Origin of the sequence: Geomonas terrae (assembly GCF_004791675.1) — a bacterium.
GTDB lineage: Bacteria > Desulfobacterota > Desulfuromonadia > Geobacterales > Geobacteraceae > Geomonas > Geomonas edaphica.
Genome location: NZ_SRSC01000002.1, coordinates 75,219 through 94,360, shown reverse-complemented (window position 1 = coordinate 94,360; position 19,142 = coordinate 75,219). Strand labels below are relative to the sequence as shown.

Here is a 19,142-nt window from a genome sequence, read left to right as displayed (position 1 = left end):
GATCATCCCGCCGGCCTTTTTACTGTCTTTGCCTGACCGCGCCGCTACTTCCTCACGAAATCAGACTTCGAGAAGCTGTACTCGAAGCTCATATGGTCGGTGTAGGTGCCGTCCAGAATCGCCGCGACATCCTCGGTGAAGACGAGCTCCTCGTCGGTCGGGATGACGTACACCTTCACCCTCGAGTCGTCGGTGGTAATGAGTGTCTCGCGCTTCCTGGTCATGGCGGAGGCGTTTCTCTCGGGATCCAGGACGATTCCCAGATGATCAAGCCCGGACAGGGCCCGCGCCCTGATCGGCGCACCCATCTCCCCTACCCCGGCGGTGAACACCACGGCGTCGAGCCTCCCGACTACGGCCATGTAGGAGCCGATGTACTTCTTCAGGCGGTACGCTTCGATGTCCAGAGCGAGCGAACAGAGACGGTCCCCGGCATTCGCGTTTTCGATGACGTCGCGACGGTCGGTGAAACGCCCGGTGATGCCGATGACGCCACTCTTCTTGTTCAGGATGGAATCGATCTCCTTGGCGGAGAGGTTCTCCTTCTGCATCATGAACGCCGGGATGGCCGGGTCGATGTCACCACAGCGGGTACCCATCATGGCGCCTTCAAGCGGCGTGAGCCCCATGCTCGTGTCCACGGAGACGCCATTTTTGATGGCACAGTGGGACACGCCGTTGCCGATGTGCATGGTGATCACGTTGCACTCGCTGGCGGGCTTGCCGAGGATCGCGGCGATGCGCTTGGAAACGTAGAGGTGCGAGGTCCCGTGGAAGCCGTAGCGCCTCACGCCGTACTTCTCGTACCACTCGTAGGGAAGCGGATAGAGGTAAGCCTGCTCGGGCATGGTTTGATGAAACGCCGTATCGAAAATGGCAATCTGGGGGACGCCAGGGAGGACGGCCATGGCGCCCTCGATGCCGGCGATGTTGGGCGGGTTGTGCAGCGGTGCCAGATGCTGCACCTCGGTCACCGCGGCAAGCACCTCATCGTCGATGAGGACGGACTTGGTGAACTTCTCGCCGCCGTGCACCACGCGGTGGCCTACTGCGGCGATCTGCTTGATGTCTTTAAGTACCCCGTTTTCGGGGGAGGTAAGCGTCCTGAGGATCAGGTCAACTGCGGTCTTGTGGTCCGGACAATCTGAGTCTTCCCGGTAGGTTTCACGCCCCGGGACCTCGTGCAGGATGAAGGAATCGCCGATCACCACGCGCTCCACCATCCCCTTGGCTACCACCACTTTTTTATCCCAGTCAAACAACTGGTATTTTACCGAAGAACTACCGCAGTTAAGTGCCAATATATCCATCAGTTAGCGTCCCCCATACGTGTAATTCGCCCATGGAAACCAGGTACAAACCTCTAGGGCAAAAAAGTCACAAATAAAACCTTTTTTTATATATACAGTAGAGTCGTCCTCAGTTCAAGATTTTTCTCCTGATTAGCAGTTTATTGTCTACAGCTTTATGGTGGACTTTTTGCGATCGCTGTGCTAGTTTCCTCCTGACTTTTTACCCTAGGTAGAGGAGGTGAACACTTTGGCACATAACATCAGCGACGAATGCATCAACTGCGGCGCCTGCGACGATTCCTGCCCGGTTAACGCCATTAGCGAGGCTGGCAACAAAAGGACCATCGCTGCGGATACCTGCATCGACTGCGGCGCTTGCGTAGACACCTGCCCGGTGAGCGCAATCTCCCCGGCCTAAGCCACTAAGCAACACACAAAGAAGCATGTAATGCCATGGCCTGCAGCCGGCTCGTCCGCTGCAGGCCTTCTTTTATCTTCTGCTTTAAAAGAAAAGGAGGGAGCCCGGCGGGCTCCCTCCTTTCTTGTTACGGCCCTTTCTATTCGCCGACTAGCGGCAGAGCACCGAGATGGCGCGCTCTATGCGTTTTTTGGTCTCGGCAAGACCTAACACCTCGATCATCTCGTAGATGCCGGGGGACGCGGTGCTGCCGGAAAGGGAGAGGCGCACGGCGGGACCTACCTGTCCGAGCTTGATCCCCTTCTCGGCCATCAGCTCCTTGAACGCCTGCTCGATCTGGGCTGCGTCGAGCGCGGGAAGTGCCGCGAGCTTCTCCACCAGCGCGTTGAGCAGTGCCGGGGTGTCTGCGTTGAACGCCTTCGCAACGCCCTGCTCGTCGTAGGAGAGCTCGTCCCTGTAGTAGAAGAGCGCGCCGTCGGCGAGTTCCAGCATGGTCTTGGCGCGTTCCTGGAGGGTCTTCACCACGGCCACGAGGTCGGGTCCACCCTGCGCCGGGTCCACACCGCGCTCCTTAAGGAACGGGATCAGCAGGTCCGCCAGACGTACCGGGTCGCCGGTCTTTATGTAGTGGGCGTTCAGCCACAAAAGCTTGTCCGGGTTGAAAACACCGGCGGAACGGCCGACGTTCTCGATGGAAAACTTCTCGATCAGGTCGGTGAGGGAGAAGATCTCCTCGTCGCCGTAGCTCCAGCCGAGACGCACCAGGTAGTTAACCATCGCCTCGGGGAGAAAGCCCATGTCGCGGTAGGCCATGACCGAGGTAGCGCCGTGGCGCTTGGACAGGCGCGCCTTGTCGGCGCCGAGGATCATCGGCACGTGGGCGAACACCGGAACCGGCGCACCGAGGGCCTCGTAGATGAGGATCTGGCGCGGCGTGTTGTTCACGTGGTCGTCGCCACGGATGACGGTGGTCATCTTCATGGTGACGTCGTCGACGACCACGACGAAGTTGTAGGTCGGGGTGCCGTCGGTGCGCTGGATGATCAGGTCATCGAGCTCGGCGTTTTCGAAGGATATCTTCCCCTTGATCAGGTCGTCCCAGGAGGTGACCCCTTCCTTGGGTGTCCTGAAGCGGATCACGTAGGGGCGGCCGTCATCCTCCTGCGGCGGAAGATCGCGGCAGGTGCCGTCGTACTTCGGCTTGCCCCCTTCCTTGAGCGCCTTCTCGCGCTTTGCCTCCAGTTCCTCCACGGTGCAGTAGCACTTGTAGGCCTTCCCCTCGGCGACGAGCCTGTCGATGTACTCCTTGTAAACCGGGAAGCAGTCGGACTGGAAGAAGGGGCCTTCATCCCAGTCCAGCCCCAGCCACTTCATCCCTTCGAAGATGGCGTCAACCGATTCCTGGGTGGAACGGGTGACGTCGGTGTCCTCGATCCTGAGGACGAAGGTGCCGTGCTGTTTCCTGGCCAAAAGCCAGTTGAAAAGCGCCGTGCGCGCCCCTCCGACATGAAGGTACCCGGTCGGGCTCGGGGCGAAACGGAGACGTACTTCTGACATGAAAGGCTCCTTTGCTGCTTTGATCATTGCATGGCTGCAATAAAATAGGGTGTCACAAAATGGCTGCGGACTGCTAGTTCTCGTCCTCGTCGTCGTCATGCTCCGGCGCCTTCTCTCCCGGGATGCGGTAACCTTCGCTAGCCCAGGTTCCGAGGTCGATCATCTTGCACCGCTCGGAGCAAAACGGGCGGTACGGATTTCCGGTCAGCTCCGTTTCCTTCCTGCAGTGCGGACACTTGATGGTTGTTACGGCGCACATCGGCTTGGTCCTCAAATGAAGAACTCCAGCGCCCTTGGGAGCTGGAGGTAAAAGGTTCAGAAACTATCTGGTGCGTCGAAAGGCTATTCGGTGACAACGGCCGCGCCGCTACCCACCTTGCCGGCCAGTTGCTGGGCCTCCTGTTTGGAGAGGTGCTTGCCCACCCTGATCCGGTACCAGACCCCCTTGTCCTTCAGCTTGGACTCGACGACATAGGCGGCGACCCCTTTCGCGGCGAGCTTCGCACGCACCGATTCGGCCTCCTGCTTGTCCTTGTACGACGCCACTTGTACGAGGTAGCGGGGCTCGGCGGCCTGCTTCTCGTCTCCCGCCTGCTTCTCCGCCTGTTTTTCGGCGGCTGGTGCGGAAGACTTTTCCGCAGGCTTGGCGTCCCCTCCCCTGCCTGCGGGGGCAGCGCTCTGAGGCGCCTTCTGCTCCGGTGCCGCTGCCTGTGGCGTGGCAGGCGCAGACTTCGGCAGCACCTCGGGAAGCTTCGTGTTGATACCGCTCCCAATGGCACCCTTGCCCCCAGAGGGAAGCGTCTTGTAGAAGGTAAGCGGCACATCCGGCGCGGGCTGGGCTTGCTGCCCAGGCTGACCGGGGACGGCTCCCGCGGGCTGGGACGCCTGGGCTGCGGCCTGCGCCTTCGTCTGCTGGGCGACGGGCGGAACTGCTGCCTGCGGGTTTTTCCCGTGGAAGAGGAACCATCCCGTGAGCACCCCGGCCCCGTACCCTATGACCAGCAGCACCAAGGCGACCAGCAGGAAGCCGCCGATCGGCTCCCGCCGGGGGCGGTTCTTCTGCACAGGGCGATTTTTCTCCGCGCTGTCCCGGACCGCCGTCATCTTTTCGCTGTAGTCAAGCCGCATGGAACCCCTCCTACATCCTCTCGGGGGCGGAAATGCCCAGTACCGTCAGCGCATTTTTCAGCGTGATGGCGACGCAGCGCAAGAGGAAGAGGCGCGCCTGGGTCAGTTCCGGCTCTTCGGGGGTGATGACCCGGCTCTTGTTGTAGAAACTGTGGAACTCTCCGGCCAGATCCTGCAGGTAGTAGGTGATCCGGTGCGGCTCGAAGTTCACCGCGGCCCCCTCGAGGATCTCCGGGTAGAGGGAGAGTTTCTTGATGAGGCTCATGTCGTCGGCGGTCTGCAAAAGCTCCAGGCGCACGTTGTCGAAGCAGGGCGCCACGCCGCGCTCTTTCGCCGTTTCGAAGATGCTCCTGATCCGCGCGTGGGCGTACTGCACGTAGTACACCGGGTTGTCGTTGCTCTGGCGTTTGGCGAGCTCGAGGTCGAAGTCGAGCTGGCTGTCCGAGCGGCGCATGAGGAAGAAGAAGCGTGCCGCGTCGCACCCGACCTCGTCGACGACCTCTTTCAAGGTCACGAACTCACCGCTTCTGGTAGACATGGCGACCGGCTGGCCGTCGCGCAGCAGGGAAACGAGCTGCACGAGGATGATGCCTAAGTCGTCGGCCTTCCTGCCGAGCCCCTGCACCACGCTTTTGAGCCTCGGCACGTAGCCGTGGTGGTCCGCTCCCCATACGTCGATGACCCAGTCGAAGCCGCGCGCGAACTTGTCGCGGTGGTAGGCGATGTCGGAGGCGAAATAGGTGGTCACGCCGTTACTTCTGACCACGACGCGGTCCTTGTCGTCACCGAACTCGGTGGTCTTGAACCAGAGCGCGCCGTCCTGCTCGTAGATGTGCCCCTTCTCCTGCATCTCGGCGATCGCCGTGGGGACCTTCCCCTCGTCGAAAAGCGACTGCTCCGAGAACCAGTTGTCGAAACGGATGCCGAAGTCCTGCAGGTCCTGGTCTATCCCCTTCAGGATCAGATCGCCACCCATCTTGGCGAAGAAGGCGACCCCCTCTTCCTGGGGCGCGTTCAGAAAGCGGTCGCCGTGCTTCGTGATGGCGTCGCGGGCGATGTCCTTGATGTAGTCTCCCTGGTAGCAGTTCTCCGGGAAGTCGATCTTCTCGCCCAGGAGCTCCTTGTAGCGCAGAAGCCCGGAGAGGCCTAAGGTGTTCATCTGGTTGCCGGCGTCGTTGATGTAATACTCGCGCTGCACGTTAAAGCCTGCCGCGCACAGAAGCGATGCGACGGCGTCGCCGGTCGCGGCGCCGCGGCCGTGCCCTATGTGCAGCGGACCGGTGGGGTTCGCGCTCACGAACTCGACCTGGACCTTCTTGCCCGCGCCGACGCGGCTCTTGCCGTACTGGTCACCGGCCCGGTCGATGTCGCTCAGGATCTTTCTCCAGGCGGCGTCCTTGATGAAGAAGTTGATGAAACCGGGGCCCGCGATCTCGACCGACTCGATCAGGTCCGAGGCCTCGGCGAGTTTTTTGACCAGCACCTCGGCGACGGCGCGGGGCGCCTTGCGCTCCTGCTTGGCCATCTGCATGGCGACGTTGGTTGCAAAATCTCCGTGCTCGGCGTGCGCCGGTTTCTCCACGCTGATGGCCGGGACCACACCAGAGGTGAGCGTGCCGTCGGCGAAACACCCCTCGATTCCCTTCAGGATGCATGCGCGCAGCTGCTCCTTCATATCTTCTCCTCCCTTTCCTTTTCCTGTTCCGTGTCGGGCACGGCCTTTATCGTAACGTCTCGCGTGAAGTCGGGGCAGCGGGCGCCGCCGTCGGCCACGCAGAATTTCTTGGAGCAGTGTTCGCGCCAGGCGCAGACCACGCAATGCTGTTTTCCTGCCTGAATCATCGTGTTCCCCTTTCGCCCTTGTCGGGCGGCCTTACGTCCCTACCCCGCCTTACTTACCGGTCTTTGCCTTCGGTGCCGCGGCCGGTGGCGCAGGTGCCGCGTGCGCGCCTTCCTTGGTGCCGGCGGGCGCAGCCGCCGCGGGCTGCTGTTGGGCCGGTGCCGGAACGGGTTGAGCCGCCGCGCCGTTGCCACCTTTACCCCCCGGGAACTGGTAGATCACCTCGTTGCCGCGCACGAGGCCGAAATCGCGCCGCGCGATGCTTTCCAGGTAGCGCCGGTCCGACTGCAGCGCCGCGATCTCGCGCTTGAGCTTGTCGTTTTCCTCTTTCAGCTCGGTCAGGTGCTTCTGCATGTCGTCGAGGTCACGGTGCAGGTGGTTGATGCGCAGAAGTCCCCGGTCACCGAAGACGGTGAAGTAGAGGATGAAGATGATCACTGCTGCAGGTGCGAGAAATAAACTTTTCTGCATGCGTTCCTATGCCGTGGTGAGGACCGAGCGGAAGTAGTCGATGGTCTGTTTGAGCCCGTCGTCGACGCACACCGTGGGTTCCCAGCCGAGCATCTGCTTCGCCAGCGAGATGTCGGGCTGACGCTGTTTCGGGTCGTCCGCCGGCAGCGGGCGATAGACGATGCGCGATGAGGACCCGGTCAGGGCGATGATCTTTTTCGCGAACTCGAGGATGGTCGTTTCCGCGGGGTTTCCGAGGTTCACCGGACCGGTAAAGCCCGGGGTTTCCATCATGCGTATCATCCCCTCGACGAGATCGGAGACGTAGCAGAAGGAGCGCGTCTGCGCACCCTCGCCGTAGACGGTGATGTCCTCGCCCCTGAGCGCCTGGAGGATGAAGTTCGAGACCACCCGCCCGTCGTTCTCGGCCATCTTCGGTCCGTAGGTGTTGAAGATCCGGATGATCCTGATGTCGACGTGGTTCTGGCGGTGGTAATCCATCATGAGCGTCTCGGCGACGCGCTTTCCCTCGTCGTAGCAGCTCCTGATCCCGAGCGTGTTAACGTTGCCCCAGTACGCCTCGGTCTGCGGGTGCACCTGGGGGTCGCCGTACACCTCCGAGGTCGATGCCTGCAGGATCCTGGCGCGCACCCTCTTGGCGATGCCGAGCATGTTGATGGCGCCCATCACGCTTGTCTTGATCGTCTTCACCGGGTTGTACTGGTAGTGGATCGGCGAGGCGGGGCAAGCGAGGTTGTAGATCCGGTCCACCTCGAGGAGGATCGGTTCGGTCACGTCGTGGCGGACCAGTTCGAAGTCGTTGTGGTCCAGGAGGTGCGCGATGTTGCGCTTGCTCCCGGTGAAGAAGTTGTCGAGGCAGATGACCTCGTGTCCCTCCTTGAGGAGCCTCTCGCAAAGATGTGATCCGATAAAACCGGCACCGCCGGTGACCAAGACGCGCATAGAACCTCTCTCGATAAACAAGTTCTACGTTCTACGTTCTAGGTTCAACGTTAACTGCCGATTGCTTGCCGGGCCTTTCCTAAGAAGTGGGCCGTAGCTCTGCAACGTAGAACGTAGAACGTAGAACGTAGAACATAGAACGGAAGTTACCTTAAGTTACTCCATCTCGCAGACGGCCGCGCCGTTTCTGCCGATGGGGAGATACTCGAAACCGATCTCGCGCATACGCTCCGGCTGGTACAGGTTCCTGCCGTCGAAGATGACCGGGTTGACCAGGAGCTTCTTGATCCTGTCGAAGTCGGGGTTTCTGTACTCGTTCCACTCGGTGATGATGACGAGGCCGTCGGCCCCCTTGAGCGGCTCGTACTGGTTCATGTGATACCCGATCCGGTCGCCGAAGTGCTTCTTCGCCTCGTTGAGGGCCTCGGGGTCGTGCGCCTGCACCGTGGCACCGAGTTCGAGAAGACGGTTGATAATGGTGAGCGACGGCGCCTCACGCATGTCGTCGGTGCGCGGCTTGAAGGAGAGCCCCCAGACGGCAAAGCTCTTGCCGGCAAGCGGCTTCGCCCCACCCTGCCCGAGCCTGCGCTCGATCTTGTCGGAGAGGATGCGCTTCTGACGCTCGTTGGCCTCCTCGACCGCCTTCAACAGCACGAAGTCGTAGTTGCACTCGTCGGCGGTCCTGACCAGGGCCTTCACGTCCTTCGGGAAACAGGAGCCGCCGTAACCGACACCGGGGAAAAGGAAGTCGTAGCCGATGCGCGAATCGGAGCCGATCCCCTCGCGCACCGCCATGACGTCGGCACCCATCACCTCGCAGAGGTTGGCCACCTGGTTCATGAAGGTGATGCGGGTCGCCAGCATGGCGTTCGCGGCGTACTTGGTCATCTCGGCGCTTCTGATGTCCATCACCAGCATGCGGTTGGACTTGCGCATGAAGGCGGAGTACAGCTCTTTCATGATCTCGGCGGTACGCACGTTGTCGGTACCGATGACGACGCGGTCCGGCTTCATGAAATCGTCGATGGCCGCACCTTCTTTAAGGAACTCGGGGTTGGAGACGACGTCGAACTCGATGTGCGTGCCGCGCAGGGCAAGCTCCTCGGTGACGGCGGCGCGCACCTTGTCGGCAGTGCCAACCGGTACCGTCGACTTGTCGACGATGATCTTGAAGCTCTCCATGGAGCGCCCGATGTTGCGGGCCACGGCGAGGACGTACTGCAGGTCGGCGGAACCGTCGGCCCCCGGCGGGGTGCCCACGGCGATGAAGCAGACCAGGGACTCCTTCACCGCGGCGTCGAGGTCGGTGGTGAAGTTAAGGCGCCCCTCTTCGCGGTTTCTGAGCACCATCTCCTTGAGCCCAGGCTCGTAGATCGGGATGATGCCGCGCTTCAGCCCCTCGATCTTCTGTTCATCGACGTCGACACAGATGACGTCGTTACCGCTCTCCGCAAAACAGGTGCCGGCTACCAAGCCGACGTAACCGGAACCGATGACACATATCTTCATGAGGTTAACTCCTCCTCGGGGTTAAGATTAGCGTTCTTATATAGCACACTCATTGGTGCTTAGCTAGAGGTTTTCCCAGCCGCCAACGTCGTGGAAAGCGCCGCGAACTCATCCAACGAGAGGGTCTCGCCGCGCCTCTTCCCGTCGATGGAACAGGCGGCAAGTGCAGCGGTGAGCGCCCCGTCGGCGTCGTCGAAACCGGCAGAGCGTAGCGAGTTCAAAAGTGTCTTCCTGCGCTGGATGAAGGCACCCTTCACCACCCGCCTGAAGAGTTCCTCGTCCCCCACCTCGACACGAGGCGCGGCAAGCGGCGTGAAGGAGAGCACGGCGGAATCGACCTTCGGGATCGGGCGGAAGGAGCCGGGTTTCACGATGAACTCGCGGCGGATATCGAAGTGCAGCCGCAAAAGCACGGTGAGTGCGCCGTACTCCTTGCACCCCGGGGGGGCGGTAAGGCGGTCTCCCACCTCCTTCTGCAGCATGAGCACGAGCCCCTCGAAGAGATCACACTCCTCCATGAACTTGAAGAGGACCTGCGAGGAGATGTTGTAGGGGAGGTTCGCCGCTACCTTCCACTTCCGGCCGGGGACGCGGCTGGTAAGGATCTGGCGCAGGTCCACCCTGAGGATGTCGCCGTGGCCGATCTCGACCCGGTCGTTACCGGCGAACTCCGCGTTCAACAGTGGGATGAGCTCGCGGTCCCACTCGACCGCGACGAAGCGCGCCCCGCTTTCCACGAGAAGCCGCGAAAGCGCCCCCCTCCCCGGCCCGACCTCGAGGATGCAGTCCTCGGGAGTCGGCGCGACGCAGGAGACGATACGGGAAAGGACGTTGTCGTCGATGAGGAAGTTCTGGCCGAACTCCTTTTTAGCCTTGATACGCTTCTCCATCATGCCCCTCCCTTGAAACGCGCCGCGAGCTTGTCGAGCGGCCAGACCGGGAGGGCGTCGAGGTCGAAGCCGCTGGTGATCCCGTTGGACAGGTAGTAGTCACCGGGCACCGCGATCATGGCTGCGTTGTCGGCGCAAAGCTTGGGCGCTGGTATCGAAAGTTCGACACCGGCCTTTTCTGCGAAACGCGCCATGGAGCGGCGCAGACCGCTGTTGCAGGCGACGCCCCCGGCGACAACGAGACGCTTGATGCCGGTTGCCGCGACCGCCGCGGCGGTCTTTTTGGTCAGGACGTCGCAGACCGCCTCCTGGAACGAAGCGGCGAGGTCGTTGATCCCCGCCTCTTTGGCCTCGGGGTGGCGGTTCACGTGGGTGAGCACCGCGGTCTTTAACCCAGAGAAGCTGAAGTTGAAGGTGCCGTCGTGCAGAAGCGGGCGCGGGAACTTGATCGCTTCGGGGTTCCCGGTGGCGGCGAGCCGGTCGATGGCGACACCCCCCGGGTACGGAAGCCCGATCAGTTTAGCCACCTTGTCGAAGGCCTCACCGGCCGCGTCGTCCACGGTCTGGCCGAGCGTCTTATAGCGCCCGACGCCGTCCACGCGGTACAGGTGCGAATGCCCGCCGGAAACGGCAAGGGCCAGGAAGGGAAACTCGACCGGCTGCTCAAGGAAGACGGCGAGGAGGTGTCCCTCGATGTGGTTCACCCCGACGAGCGGGATGCCGCGCCCGAAGGAGAGCCCCTTCGCGGCGGAGATGCCGACCAAGAGGGCGCCGGCAAGCCCGGGCCCTTGGGTCACCGCGACCCCTTCGATCTCGGCGAGCCCCACCCCGGCCTCACGGAGCGCCTCCTCGATGACCACCGACACCGCCTCCAGGTGCTGCCGGGACGCTATTTCCGGGACGACGCCGCCGTATTCGGCGTGGACGCTGATCTGGGAGGCGACGATGCTGGAAAGGACGGTCCTGCCGTCTTTGACGACGGCAGCCGCCGTTTCGTCACATGAAGATTCCAGGGAAAGAATAAGCATAGAAAAATAAGAGAGGGCACTGAAGCGTGCCCCCTTTTTGGTCTCCTGATTCCGGGTGGTTAGCTGTCTTACAAAAGGTTCGCCGCCAGTTCCGCGAGCTCGCTGCGCTCCCCTTTGGTCATGGTGATGTGGCTGGAGATCGTCTGTTCCTTCAGGCGTTCGACCACATAGGTGAGGCCGTTACTTTCGGCATCCACGTAGGGGTTGTCGATCTGGTACGGGTCGCCGGTCAGGATGATCTTCGTTCCTTCACCGGCGCGGGTCACGATGGTCTTGATCTCGTGCGGGGTCAGGTTCTGCGCCTCGTCGACGATCATGTACTGGTTCGGAATCGAGCGCCCCCTGATGTAGGTGAGCGGCTCGATGTCGAGGATCCCCATCGCCATGAGTTCCTTGTACCCCTTGCTGTGCCGCTTTTCCCCCTCGTGCCCGGTCAGGAGCAGTTCGACGTTGTCGAATATCGGCTGCATCCAGGGGGTGAGCTTCTCCTCGATGTCGCCCGGGAGAAAGCCCAAGTCGCGCCCCATCGGGAAGACCGGGCGGGATACCAAAAGGCGCGTGTAGACGTTCTCCTCGGCGGTTTTTTGCAGGCCGGCCGCGATGGCGAGAAGGGTCTTGCCGGTGCCGGCCTTGCCGACCAGGGTTACGATCTTTACGTTGTCGTCCAAAAGCGCGTCGAGGGCGAAGGACTGCTCCAGGTTGCGCGGGAATACGCTCCAGACACCTTCCTTGTCGAGTTTCACGAGCGGCACCATGCGGCGCGAGGCGGCATCGTAACGGCCGACGGCGGTGTGCTGTGCGTTACCCTTCTCGTTAAGGAGCAGGTACTGGTTCGGGTAGTGATCCCCCTCCAGGTCCAGCCATCCCTGGCTGTAGAAGCGGTCGATCACCTCGCCCCCCACCTCGAGGGTGGCGGAACCGTTGTACAGATCCTCGATGGCGACCTTGTCGGACTCGTAATCCTCGGCGTTCAGACCGAGCGCATCCGCCTTGATGCGCAGGTTGGTGTCCTTGGTGACCAGGATGACCGGCATATCCTTCTGGCTTTCCATCAGGTCGACGGCCACGGCAAGGATGCGGTTGTCGCCGCGCTCCTCGCGCAACTCGGGAGGAAGGCGCTTCATCACCTTCTCTTCGTAGATCTCGATCCTCAGGGTGCCACCGCTCTCAAGCGCGATCCCCTGGGAGAGCGACCCCTCCTTCCTGAAGGCGTCCATGAGGCGGGAAACGTGGCGGGCGTTGCGGCCGGTCTCGTTCATGTCCTTTTTGAAGCGGTCGATCTCCTCGATCACCGTGATCGGGATGATGATGGAGTTGTCTTCGAACCTGGTGAGAGCCTGCGGGTCGTACAGAAGCACGTTGGTGTCGAGAACATAGATTTTCTTCATATCCACTCCCTGTACGCTGCTGCCTGCTGAATTATCGAACGCTTCCTCATCCCTGGCCAACAAAGCTGAACTTTTCGTAATATCCCCTTCCACGGCTCCTGGGCCGGCTTACTTATTGGTTTGCTCTACACCTGCTGCTCGCCCCAAAGGGACTGGCTCCAAAGGTGCCTGTCCCCTTCAGTCCTGCCCCCCTCACTCCCGGGGCATTTTTCTCATGATATTATCTCACGCAGCGCCCTAAGAAAATAGTCTATATCGGTTTCGCTATTGAAGAACCCAGGGCTCACCCGCACCGTTCCCTCCGGATAGCTGCCGATGCTGCGATGCACGTCCGGCGCGCAGTGCAGCCCGACCCTTACGCTGATGTCGTAGGTCGAGTCGAGCAGGAAACCGAGCGAAGCGGGATCATGCCCCTCGGCGTTGAAGGAGATCGCGGCGCCGCGCTCCCCCTGCAACGGTCCGTACAGCCTCACCCCGGGCATGCCGTGCAACCCTTCCAGCAACTGCCCGACCAGAACGCTCTCCTTGGCGCGAATCACCTCGAGACCGGTCGCCTCGATGAATTCCACCCCTGCCTTCAGCCCGGCGATGGCCGGCGTGTTGATGGTGCCGCTCTCCAGGCGCTCAGGCATCTGCTCGGGCGGTTCCGGCGTACTGGCACTTCCCCCCGTCCCCCCTACCTGCAGCGGCTCAAGGTTGATTCCCGCGCCGACGGCGAGGATGCCGGTCCCGGGAGGCCCGTAAAGGCCCTTGTGCCCCGGTGCGGCGAGCAGATCTATGCCGATCGATTCCACGTCGATGGGAAAGAACCCGGCGCTCTGCGCGGCATCGACCAGGAAGAGCGCCCCCCCGATGCGTGCGACCTCGGCGATCTCGGCGATGGGTTGCACCGCGCCGGTCACGTTGGAGCAGTGCGCAAGCGCAACCAGCCGGGTATCCGGGCGCATTGCACGCGCTATGTCGCGCTCCGAGACGATACCGCAGGAATCTGAGGGAACGAAGGTCACGTCGACGCCGCGCTTTTTCGCCAGGTGCAGCGGACGCGCCAGCGCGTTGTGCTCGACGCAGGTCGAGACCACATGGTCGCCGGGCTTCAAAAGGCCGAACACCGCTATATTGATCGATTCGGTGGCGCTGTGGGTGAAGATGAGGCGGGATGAGTCCGGTACCCCGAAAAAGCGGGCCAGGGCGGAGCGTGCTTCGAAGACGATGCGTGCCGCCGCAAGCGACTGGCGGTAACCTCCCCGCCCGGGGGCCACTCCCACATCCCGCATGGCCGCGTCCATCGCCTGGTATACGGCATCGGGTTTCGGGAATGAAGTCGCTGCGTTATCTAGGAATACGGACATACCGTATTTACTAGCATTTTAACAGGGCTTTGGCAACCCGTTTCATGAAAGGTTTACGGGACTAACGCTAATGGATTCTGGTCGGTGAGGCCAAGTTCGTTCAGGAATCTGCGCGTCAGTTCACGCTCCAGTTCGGCGACCCGTGCCGACGTGACGTCATCCACCTTCCCCCCGGCCATCATGCCGTGGCCGCCTGCGGTGCCGATGCCGGCCACGAGCTTCCTGATCAGCTCTCCGGCGTTGATCTCCTCGCTGGTGGTCCTGATGGAGAGGACCAGCTCGTTGCTGTAATGCCCGAGACAGAGGACGGTTTCGGTCCCCTCCAGACGTACGAGCAGATCGGCCAGTTCGGATACGACCTCCGGGAAGAGCACCCCGTCGAGGGAGGCGACCAGCACGTCGCCGTAGAGTTGGGCGTGTTCGAGGGCGCTGTGCAGCGCGATGAAGTACTCCCTGGGGAGGTTCGGCCGGGTGATGCTGTTCAAAAGCGTCTTGTTGGCGAGCGGGAAGAGCACGAGGTAGGCGTCGCGGTCCGGGCGCGTCGCCTCGCGCCCGAGATCCTGGGTCTCGGACTTTATCGCGTAGAAAAGGGCGGTGGCAAGCTTCGTCCCGAGCGATACCCCCTGCACCTTCAGGTATTCGTAGAGGATGGTCGCCGTGGTCCCGTAGTGGGGGCGGATGTCGACCCAGCGGCAGGAGGTGCTGTAGTCGCGCATGGGATGATGGTCGATGACGATGTCGGCGCGCACCTCGGGGGGAAGCGAGTTGTTACCGGTACCCGGCTGGGTGTCCAGGAGGCAGATGACCTGGAAGGCCTTCAGATCGATGAGCGGAAACGGGGTGAGCGGTATCTGCAGCAGTTTCGCCATGGCGAGGTTTTCACTGCGGCCGATCATCCCGGAGAAGGCGATCACCGCCTCGCGGTTCAGCCGCACCGCGAAGAGGTGGCGCAGCGCCATGGCAGAGGCGAGCGAATCGGGGTCGGGGTTGTCGTGTACGACGATGAGGATGCGTCCGCGTCCGCTCACCCAGGTGAGCATGGAGTCGGTGTAGGACAAAAGATCGGGACGGGTTTCATTCTCCGGCAAAGGGCACCCCCTGAAAGAGCTGCAAACCCGTGTAGTTTATCCCAGTGACGATACTGGTGCAAAAATAAAAAAAGGGAGGCATAAGCCTCCCCATAGACAACTGAGAGTGAAAAGGTTTAGAACTTGCCGCGCAACAGTTCCGCCATTGCGCAAAGGTTGGTCTGGCGGCCGTTTCCTTCCCTGAATTCCGGGATGATAGTGGGCATGGAGAACTTGACCTTGCCGTTTTCGTACTCGGCGAGCGATTTCGTCGCGGCGAAAGCGCCGTAGCTTGCCCCGACGAGAACGCCGACGCCGGCGCCTATGCCAATATTCTGGATGTGATCGGCGGGCTTTTTGGTGAAGGCCATGAGGGCGGCGCCGACCAGGCTGCCGGCGAGACCGCCGTAAAGGGCGTCCTCGAACACGGTCTTCATCGCGTTATCTTCTGCGAGACAGGGAGTGGCTAGAAAAACGAGGGCGAAAACAAGGACAACAAGGCGCTTCAGGCTCTTCATATAATCCCCTTACTCCAGGTGTACGAAATGTTCGACATTCTGCAATAAGAGGGCCAACAGCGCACTACCGGAACCACTTCATCGTCAAGGCACTGTTTCTGCGACACAAATCCGCACCAACAGCCACACAGGCACCCTCATGGATAAAAGGGCCCCATTAGTCTTAATGTGCTCATGATGCAACACTCCGGTCCTACGCCCCAGGCAAGAACCGTTATTTAACGGGAAGATAACAGAATACGGTGAAAAGGCGGCAGTGTGGCACAAAAGCCACAATCAGGAGAGGAGGTTGCGGACCAGAGCGGTTTCGTCTTCCTTGCTGGAGACCTTTCCGTTGAGCCTCGCGCTCAACACGACGTCGAGCACCTCGCGGAAAAGCGGGCCGGGCTTCACGCCGAGCTGCTTCAGGTCCTCGCCCTTCAAAAGGGGACGCGTGCCGTGCAGCTTGGTGAAGTAGAGAGAGATGCAGCGTTTTACCTCGGAGCTGCCGCTCTTCGCCATCTGGTACAGGAGGATCTCGACGGGGAGCCCGCGCAGGGTGAAGTAAATCTCGCTGTTCTCCACCTGCTCCCCGCGCGCAAGCTTGCGCTCCATCGGCCCCACGAGCTCATCGCCCTGGCGGCGCATCTCGGCGAGACGCTCCCTGTAGTGCTCGCTCACCGCGAGCCTAGTGCAGGTATCGAGGAACTGCTCCTGGGTAAGCCGCTCGCAAAGGGCGAGAAAATAGACGGCCCAGCGCTCGTAGGGACGCTCCAGGTAGAGAAGGTCGAACCAGGAGACCACGTAGCGCACCTCCTCGAGGGTCCCCTGCAGTTCGGGGGTCAGCTCGAGGCCGGGATGGATGAAGCGCAGAAGCCCCAGCGACGCCATGCGGCAGATGCCGTTTATCGGCTCCTTTTCCTTCAGGATCTGAACCAGTTCCGAGAGCAGCCTTCTCCCCCCGAGCTTCACGAGGAAATCCATCTTCACTGCCGTCTTGATGAGATCCTCGGTGTGCTTCGCGATCTTAAAGCCGAGCCTCTGCTCGAAGCGGATGGCACGGAAGACGCGAGTCGGATCCTCCACGAAGGAGAGGTTGTGCAGCACCCGGATCACCTTGGCCTGCAGGTCGCGATAGGCGCCGAAATAGTCGATCAGCTTACCGAAGGACGGGGCGTTCAGTGAAATGGCGAGGGTGTTCACTGTAAAGTCGCGCCGGTAAAGGTCCATCTTGAGCGAGGAGCGTTCCACGGTGGGGAGGGCGCCCGGAGAGACGTAATACTCTAGGCGCGTGCTGGCGACGTCGATCTTGAAGCCGTCGGGAAAGACGATGACGGCGGTGCCGAACTTCTCATGGCTTTTCACGCGGCAACCGTGCGACGCGGCGAAGGTCTCGGCAAAGAGGATCCCGTCGCCGTCGACGGTTACGTCGACGTCCGCGTTCTCCTGCCCGAGGAGGAGATCCCGGACGAAGCCCCCCACTGCGTACACCGCGAGGTCGAGTATGTCTCCGGTATTCCCGAGATCATGGAGGATCTGCACCGAGCGTTTGGGGAGGGCTTTCCTCATCAGCGCCTCCACCTCGCGGTTTTTCACTTGTATGGCGTCCCGCGAAAGGTCGTAGATCGCCTCGCTGCCTAGGCTGTAGCGCAGGAGATCGGTGCGCGTGATGACGCCGAGCAGTTTCTTGTCCGAAAGGACCGGCACGAGGCGGGAGTCGCCCCCCACCATGTAATTCTGTATCTCGCTGATCGGGGTGTCAGGCGCGGCGACGTAGAACTCGGAATGCATGTAGTCCGAGATCGGGACACCGTTCAGGTTGTGGTAGAGCGCCTTCTCCACCGTCTTTCTCGAGATGATCCCGACCACCTCGCCGCCTGACACCACCGGCATCGCGCTCACGTTGTAGCGCACCAGGCGTTCGCGCGCCTGCTCTATGGTGCAGTCCGGCGGCAGGGTCTTTACCGGCGAAGACATGATGTTGCGCGCAACGCGGATCGGATCGACCCGTTTTCTGAGCACCGTCTCCAACTGCTCCAGCACCTGTATGAGGGTGAGCCCTCGCACCGTGGCCGAGGCTGCCGTCGCGTGCCCCCCTCCTCCAAACTCCTTCAGGATCTCCCCTACCCTCACCTCGGGGATGCGGCTTCTCGCGATGACGAAGACGCGGTCCTGCATCCCGACGACGAGGAAGAGTACCTGCAGGTTCTCCATGTCGCGGATCATGTGGGCGAGCTGCGCGATGTCCCCGACGTAGCGGTCCACCGAGGCGTGAGCCACCGAGACGTCCACCCCCTTGAGCGAACTGGTCTTCAAGGAGGTGAGCAGGGTGTTCAGAAGCGACACCTGCTCGGCGGTCAGCTCGCGCCCTATCGAGTCGGCGACCTCGTTTAGTTGCGCGCCGCGCTCTAGGAGCCAGGACGCCACGGCGTAGTCCTCGGCGGTGGTCGATGGGAAAGTGAGGTTGCCGGTATCTTCGTGGATGCCGAGCATCATCAGTGTCGCCTGGCTCGAGGTCACCTCGATCCCCCGCTCCATGAGTATGGTGCCGAGGATGGTGGTGGTCGAACCGCAGGGGCGGATGACCCCGCCGACGGCGTTCAGGTCGCCGGAACTCGTCGGATGGTGGTCGTAGATGTGCAGTTCGACGCCGCCAGCCTTCGCGAGCTCGCCGAACTTCGCGAGACGGGAGGAATGCTGGCAGTCGACGACGATGAGGCGGGTGATTGTGGAGAGATCGATGTCCTTGATGCGGGCGAAAGAGAGCTCCGGGTGGAGCCCCTTCTGGAAGAAGTCACGCACCCCTTTCTCCTGCGCGCCGGAAAAGACGAGAAGCGCGTCAGGGTAGAGCATCTTCGCCGCGACCATGGAGCCGACGCAGTCGAAATCGGCGTTGACGTGGGTGGTGATGACCTCCATCAGAAAACCACGAGTGAGGCGTAGGCGACGACATTGCGTAGGTCGCCGTTCACCTCTCCGCTGGTGGCGTAGTGCACCAGCCTGCAGGAGGTGGCCCCGAGGGTTTTGGCGGCGACCAGCATGACCGCGGCCGGTATCACGCCGCACATGGTGATCCCCTTGTCGCGGCAAACGCGCAGGAGCCCTTCGGGGTTCATGTCGGCGAGCTGCGCGAGGGCGAGATCGTCCTTCGCCTTTGCCTGCACCGCCGACTCGTAGTGGGTCATGTCGGAGCTCGCCACTATGAGGACCTCTTCGCCGTAGGCCGCGATGGCCTTGGCGATCCCCTCGCCGATTCTGGAGATCGACGGGAAATCCGGGACGGCGAGGCAGATGGCGGCGATTGAGACGCCCGGGTTTAGATACTGCAGGAATGGGACCTGGACCTCGAGGGAGTGCTCGAAGCGGTGCGCCAGGGCGTCCTCGCGGACAAGCGGCGCGTGATCGAGTATGAGCTGCGAGAGCCTGCGGTTAACGGGGACGGAACCAAGCGGCGTAAGCCACTCCGTGTCGGGAGAGAGCGCCGCCGCGCTCCCTGCGCCGGTGTGGTTGGGGCCCAGGACGAGGACGGTGTCGGGGATGCGAATGGCGGAATACACCTTCCCGGCCACCTTGCCGGAGTAGACGTACCCCGCGTGGGGAGCGATGATGCCGAGGGCGCTTTGCGCCTCCCCCTGCGGTACCATGGCGGAGAGCTCCTCGCGGAGCCGGTCCGGATCGCCGGTGTAGAACTTCCCGGCCACAGCAGGTTGCCGTACCATACCAGCCTCCTTGTTGGAAGTGCTCATGAACAGCGAGCCAGGGGATA

At 61.9% G+C, this 19,142-nt stretch carries 18 protein-coding genes; 1 reads left to right on the top strand and 17 read right to left on the bottom strand.

The window, feature by feature from the left end; genetic code table 11:
• Positions 1-44 precede the first annotated feature (44 nt).
• On the bottom strand, positions 45-1,310 hold the full coding sequence (locus E4633_RS07720; RefSeq protein WP_135869681.1) for an acetate kinase: 1,266 nt from the start codon (positions 1,308-1,310) through the stop codon (positions 45-47).
• Positions 1,311-1,539: 229 nt separating this feature from the next.
• Between E4633_RS07720 and E4633_RS07715 the strand changes: the two genes are divergently transcribed.
• Positions 1,540-1,710, top strand: a complete 171-nt coding sequence (locus E4633_RS07715) for a DUF362 domain-containing protein (RefSeq protein ID WP_135869680.1) — start codon at positions 1,540-1,542, stop codon at positions 1,708-1,710.
• A gap of 150 nt (positions 1,711-1,860) precedes the next feature.
• Here E4633_RS07715 and gltX read toward each other — a convergent pair whose 3' ends face one another.
• The 16 genes from gltX to amrB form a co-directional block, all read right to left on the bottom strand.
• Positions 1,861-3,267: a glutamate--tRNA ligase gene (gene gltX, locus E4633_RS07710; protein ID WP_135869679.1), complete on the bottom strand. Its 1,407-nt coding sequence runs from the start codon at positions 3,265-3,267 to the stop codon at positions 1,861-1,863.
• 73 nt (positions 3,268-3,340) lie between these two features.
• Positions 3,341-3,526 carry a DNA gyrase inhibitor YacG gene (locus E4633_RS07705; protein ID WP_135869678.1) on the bottom strand — a complete coding sequence of 62 codons (186 nt, stop codon included), beginning with the start codon at positions 3,524-3,526 and terminating at the stop codon, positions 3,341-3,343.
• A gap of 83 nt (positions 3,527-3,609) precedes the next feature.
• Complete coding sequence (locus E4633_RS07700; protein ID WP_135869677.1) at positions 3,610-4,395, bottom strand: SPOR domain-containing protein; 786 nt, start codon at positions 4,393-4,395, stop codon at positions 3,610-3,612.
• A 10-nt stretch (positions 4,396-4,405) separates the two neighbouring features.
• Positions 4,406-6,070 (bottom strand): arginine--tRNA ligase, encoded by a 1,665-nt coding sequence (argS, locus tag E4633_RS07695; RefSeq protein ID WP_135869676.1) that lies wholly within the window; start codon positions 6,068-6,070, stop codon positions 4,406-4,408.
• Positions 6,067-6,237 carry a hypothetical protein gene (locus E4633_RS20555; protein WP_135869675.1) on the bottom strand — a complete coding sequence of 57 codons (171 nt, stop codon included), beginning with the start codon at positions 6,235-6,237 and terminating at the stop codon, positions 6,067-6,069. The genes argS and E4633_RS20555 overlap by 4 nt, the downstream gene beginning before the upstream one ends.
• A gap of 49 nt (positions 6,238-6,286) precedes the next feature.
• Positions 6,287-6,706: an FtsB family cell division protein gene (locus E4633_RS20735; RefSeq protein ID WP_246037974.1), complete on the bottom strand. Its 420-nt coding sequence runs from the start codon at positions 6,704-6,706 to the stop codon at positions 6,287-6,289.
• A 6-nt stretch (positions 6,707-6,712) separates the two neighbouring features.
• The gene (locus tag E4633_RS07680; RefSeq protein WP_135869674.1) at positions 6,713-7,648 is read right to left on the bottom strand and encodes a UDP-glucuronic acid decarboxylase family protein; all 936 of its coding nucleotides are present in this window, start codon (positions 7,646-7,648) and stop codon (positions 6,713-6,715) included.
• Between the two features lie 156 nt (positions 7,649-7,804).
• Positions 7,805-9,157 (bottom strand): UDP-glucose dehydrogenase family protein, encoded by a 1,353-nt coding sequence (locus tag E4633_RS07675; protein WP_135869673.1) that lies wholly within the window; start codon positions 9,155-9,157, stop codon positions 7,805-7,807.
• A 59-nt stretch (positions 9,158-9,216) separates the two neighbouring features.
• Positions 9,217-10,050 carry a 16S rRNA (adenine(1518)-N(6)/adenine(1519)-N(6))-dimethyltransferase RsmA gene (gene rsmA, locus E4633_RS07670; protein WP_198419409.1) on the bottom strand — a complete coding sequence of 278 codons (834 nt, stop codon included), beginning with the start codon at positions 10,048-10,050 and terminating at the stop codon, positions 9,217-9,219.
• A complete protein-coding gene (gene tsaD / locus E4633_RS07665; RefSeq protein ID WP_135869672.1) occupies positions 10,047-11,075 on the bottom strand; it encodes a tRNA (adenosine(37)-N6)-threonylcarbamoyltransferase complex transferase subunit TsaD in 1,029 nt (342 codons plus the stop codon). The genes rsmA and tsaD overlap by 4 nt, the downstream gene beginning before the upstream one ends.
• Positions 11,076-11,143: 68 nt before the next feature.
• Positions 11,144-12,463 carry a PhoH family protein gene (locus E4633_RS07660; protein ID WP_135869671.1) on the bottom strand — a complete coding sequence of 440 codons (1,320 nt, stop codon included), beginning with the start codon at positions 12,461-12,463 and terminating at the stop codon, positions 11,144-11,146.
• Positions 12,464-12,675: 212 nt separating this feature from the next.
• A complete protein-coding gene (locus tag E4633_RS07655; protein ID WP_135869670.1) occupies positions 12,676-13,812 on the bottom strand; it encodes an aminotransferase class V-fold PLP-dependent enzyme in 1,137 nt (378 codons plus the stop codon).
• 53 nt (positions 13,813-13,865) lie between these two features.
• On the bottom strand, positions 13,866-14,900 hold the full coding sequence (locus tag E4633_RS07650) for a DHH family phosphoesterase (protein ID WP_281276744.1): 1,035 nt from the start codon (positions 14,898-14,900) through the stop codon (positions 13,866-13,868).
• Between the two features lie 116 nt (positions 14,901-15,016).
• Complete coding sequence (locus E4633_RS07645; RefSeq protein WP_135869669.1) at positions 15,017-15,397, bottom strand: hypothetical protein; 381 nt, start codon at positions 15,395-15,397, stop codon at positions 15,017-15,019.
• A 276-nt stretch (positions 15,398-15,673) separates the two neighbouring features.
• Positions 15,674-18,295, bottom strand: a complete 2,622-nt coding sequence (locus E4633_RS07640) for an A-adding tRNA nucleotidyltransferase (RefSeq protein WP_135869668.1) — start codon at positions 18,293-18,295, stop codon at positions 15,674-15,676.
• A complete protein-coding gene (gene amrB / locus E4633_RS07635) occupies positions 18,295-19,095 on the bottom strand; it encodes an AmmeMemoRadiSam system protein B (RefSeq protein WP_135869667.1) in 801 nt (266 codons plus the stop codon). Before amrB ends, E4633_RS07640 begins: the two co-directional genes overlap by 1 nt.
• Positions 19,096-19,142 lie beyond the last annotated feature (47 nt).

Bases quoted from the DNA above. Each gene is read 5' to 3' on its own strand.
- E4633_RS07720 (WP_135869681.1), bottom strand. From the start codon at position 1,310: ATGGATATATTGGCACTTAACTGCGGTAGTTCTTCGGTAAAATACCAG.
- gltX (WP_135869679.1), bottom strand. From the start codon at position 3,267: ATGTCAGAAGTACGTCTCCGTTTCGCCCCGAGCCCGACCGGGTACCTT.
- E4633_RS07705 (WP_135869678.1), bottom strand. From the start codon at position 3,526: ATGTGCGCCGTAACAACCATCAAGTGTCCGCACTGCAGGAAGGAAACG.
- E4633_RS07700 (WP_135869677.1), bottom strand. From the start codon at position 4,395: ATGCGGCTTGACTACAGCGAAAAGATGACGGCGGTCCGGGACAGCGCG.
- argS (WP_135869676.1), bottom strand. From the start codon at position 6,070: ATGAAGGAGCAGCTGCGCGCATGCATCCTGAAGGGAATCGAGGGGTGT.
- E4633_RS20555 (WP_135869675.1), bottom strand. From the start codon at position 6,237: ATGATTCAGGCAGGAAAACAGCATTGCGTGGTCTGCGCCTGGCGCGAA.
- E4633_RS20735 (WP_246037974.1), bottom strand. From the start codon at position 6,706: ATGCAGAAAAGTTTATTTCTCGCACCTGCAGCAGTGATCATCTTCATC.
- E4633_RS07680 (WP_135869674.1), bottom strand. From the start codon at position 7,648: ATGCGCGTCTTGGTCACCGGCGGTGCCGGTTTTATCGGATCACATCTT.
- E4633_RS07675 (WP_135869673.1), bottom strand. From the start codon at position 9,157: ATGAAGATATGTGTCATCGGTTCCGGTTACGTCGGCTTGGTAGCCGGC.
- rsmA (WP_198419409.1), bottom strand. From the start codon at position 10,050: ATGATGGAGAAGCGTATCAAGGCTAAAAAGGAGTTCGGCCAGAACTTC.
- tsaD (WP_135869672.1), bottom strand. From the start codon at position 11,075: ATGCTTATTCTTTCCCTGGAATCTTCATGTGACGAAACGGCGGCTGCC.
- E4633_RS07660 (WP_135869671.1), bottom strand. From the start codon at position 12,463: ATGAAGAAAATCTATGTTCTCGACACCAACGTGCTTCTGTACGACCCG.
- E4633_RS07655 (WP_135869670.1), bottom strand. From the start codon at position 13,812: ATGTCCGTATTCCTAGATAACGCAGCGACTTCATTCCCGAAACCCGAT.
- E4633_RS07645 (WP_135869669.1), bottom strand. From the start codon at position 15,397: ATGAAGAGCCTGAAGCGCCTTGTTGTCCTTGTTTTCGCCCTCGTTTTT.
- E4633_RS07640 (WP_135869668.1), bottom strand. From the start codon at position 18,295: ATGGAGGTCATCACCACCCACGTCAACGCCGATTTCGACTGCGTCGGC.
- amrB (WP_135869667.1), bottom strand. From the start codon at position 19,095: ATGGTACGGCAACCTGCTGTGGCCGGGAAGTTCTACACCGGCGATCCG.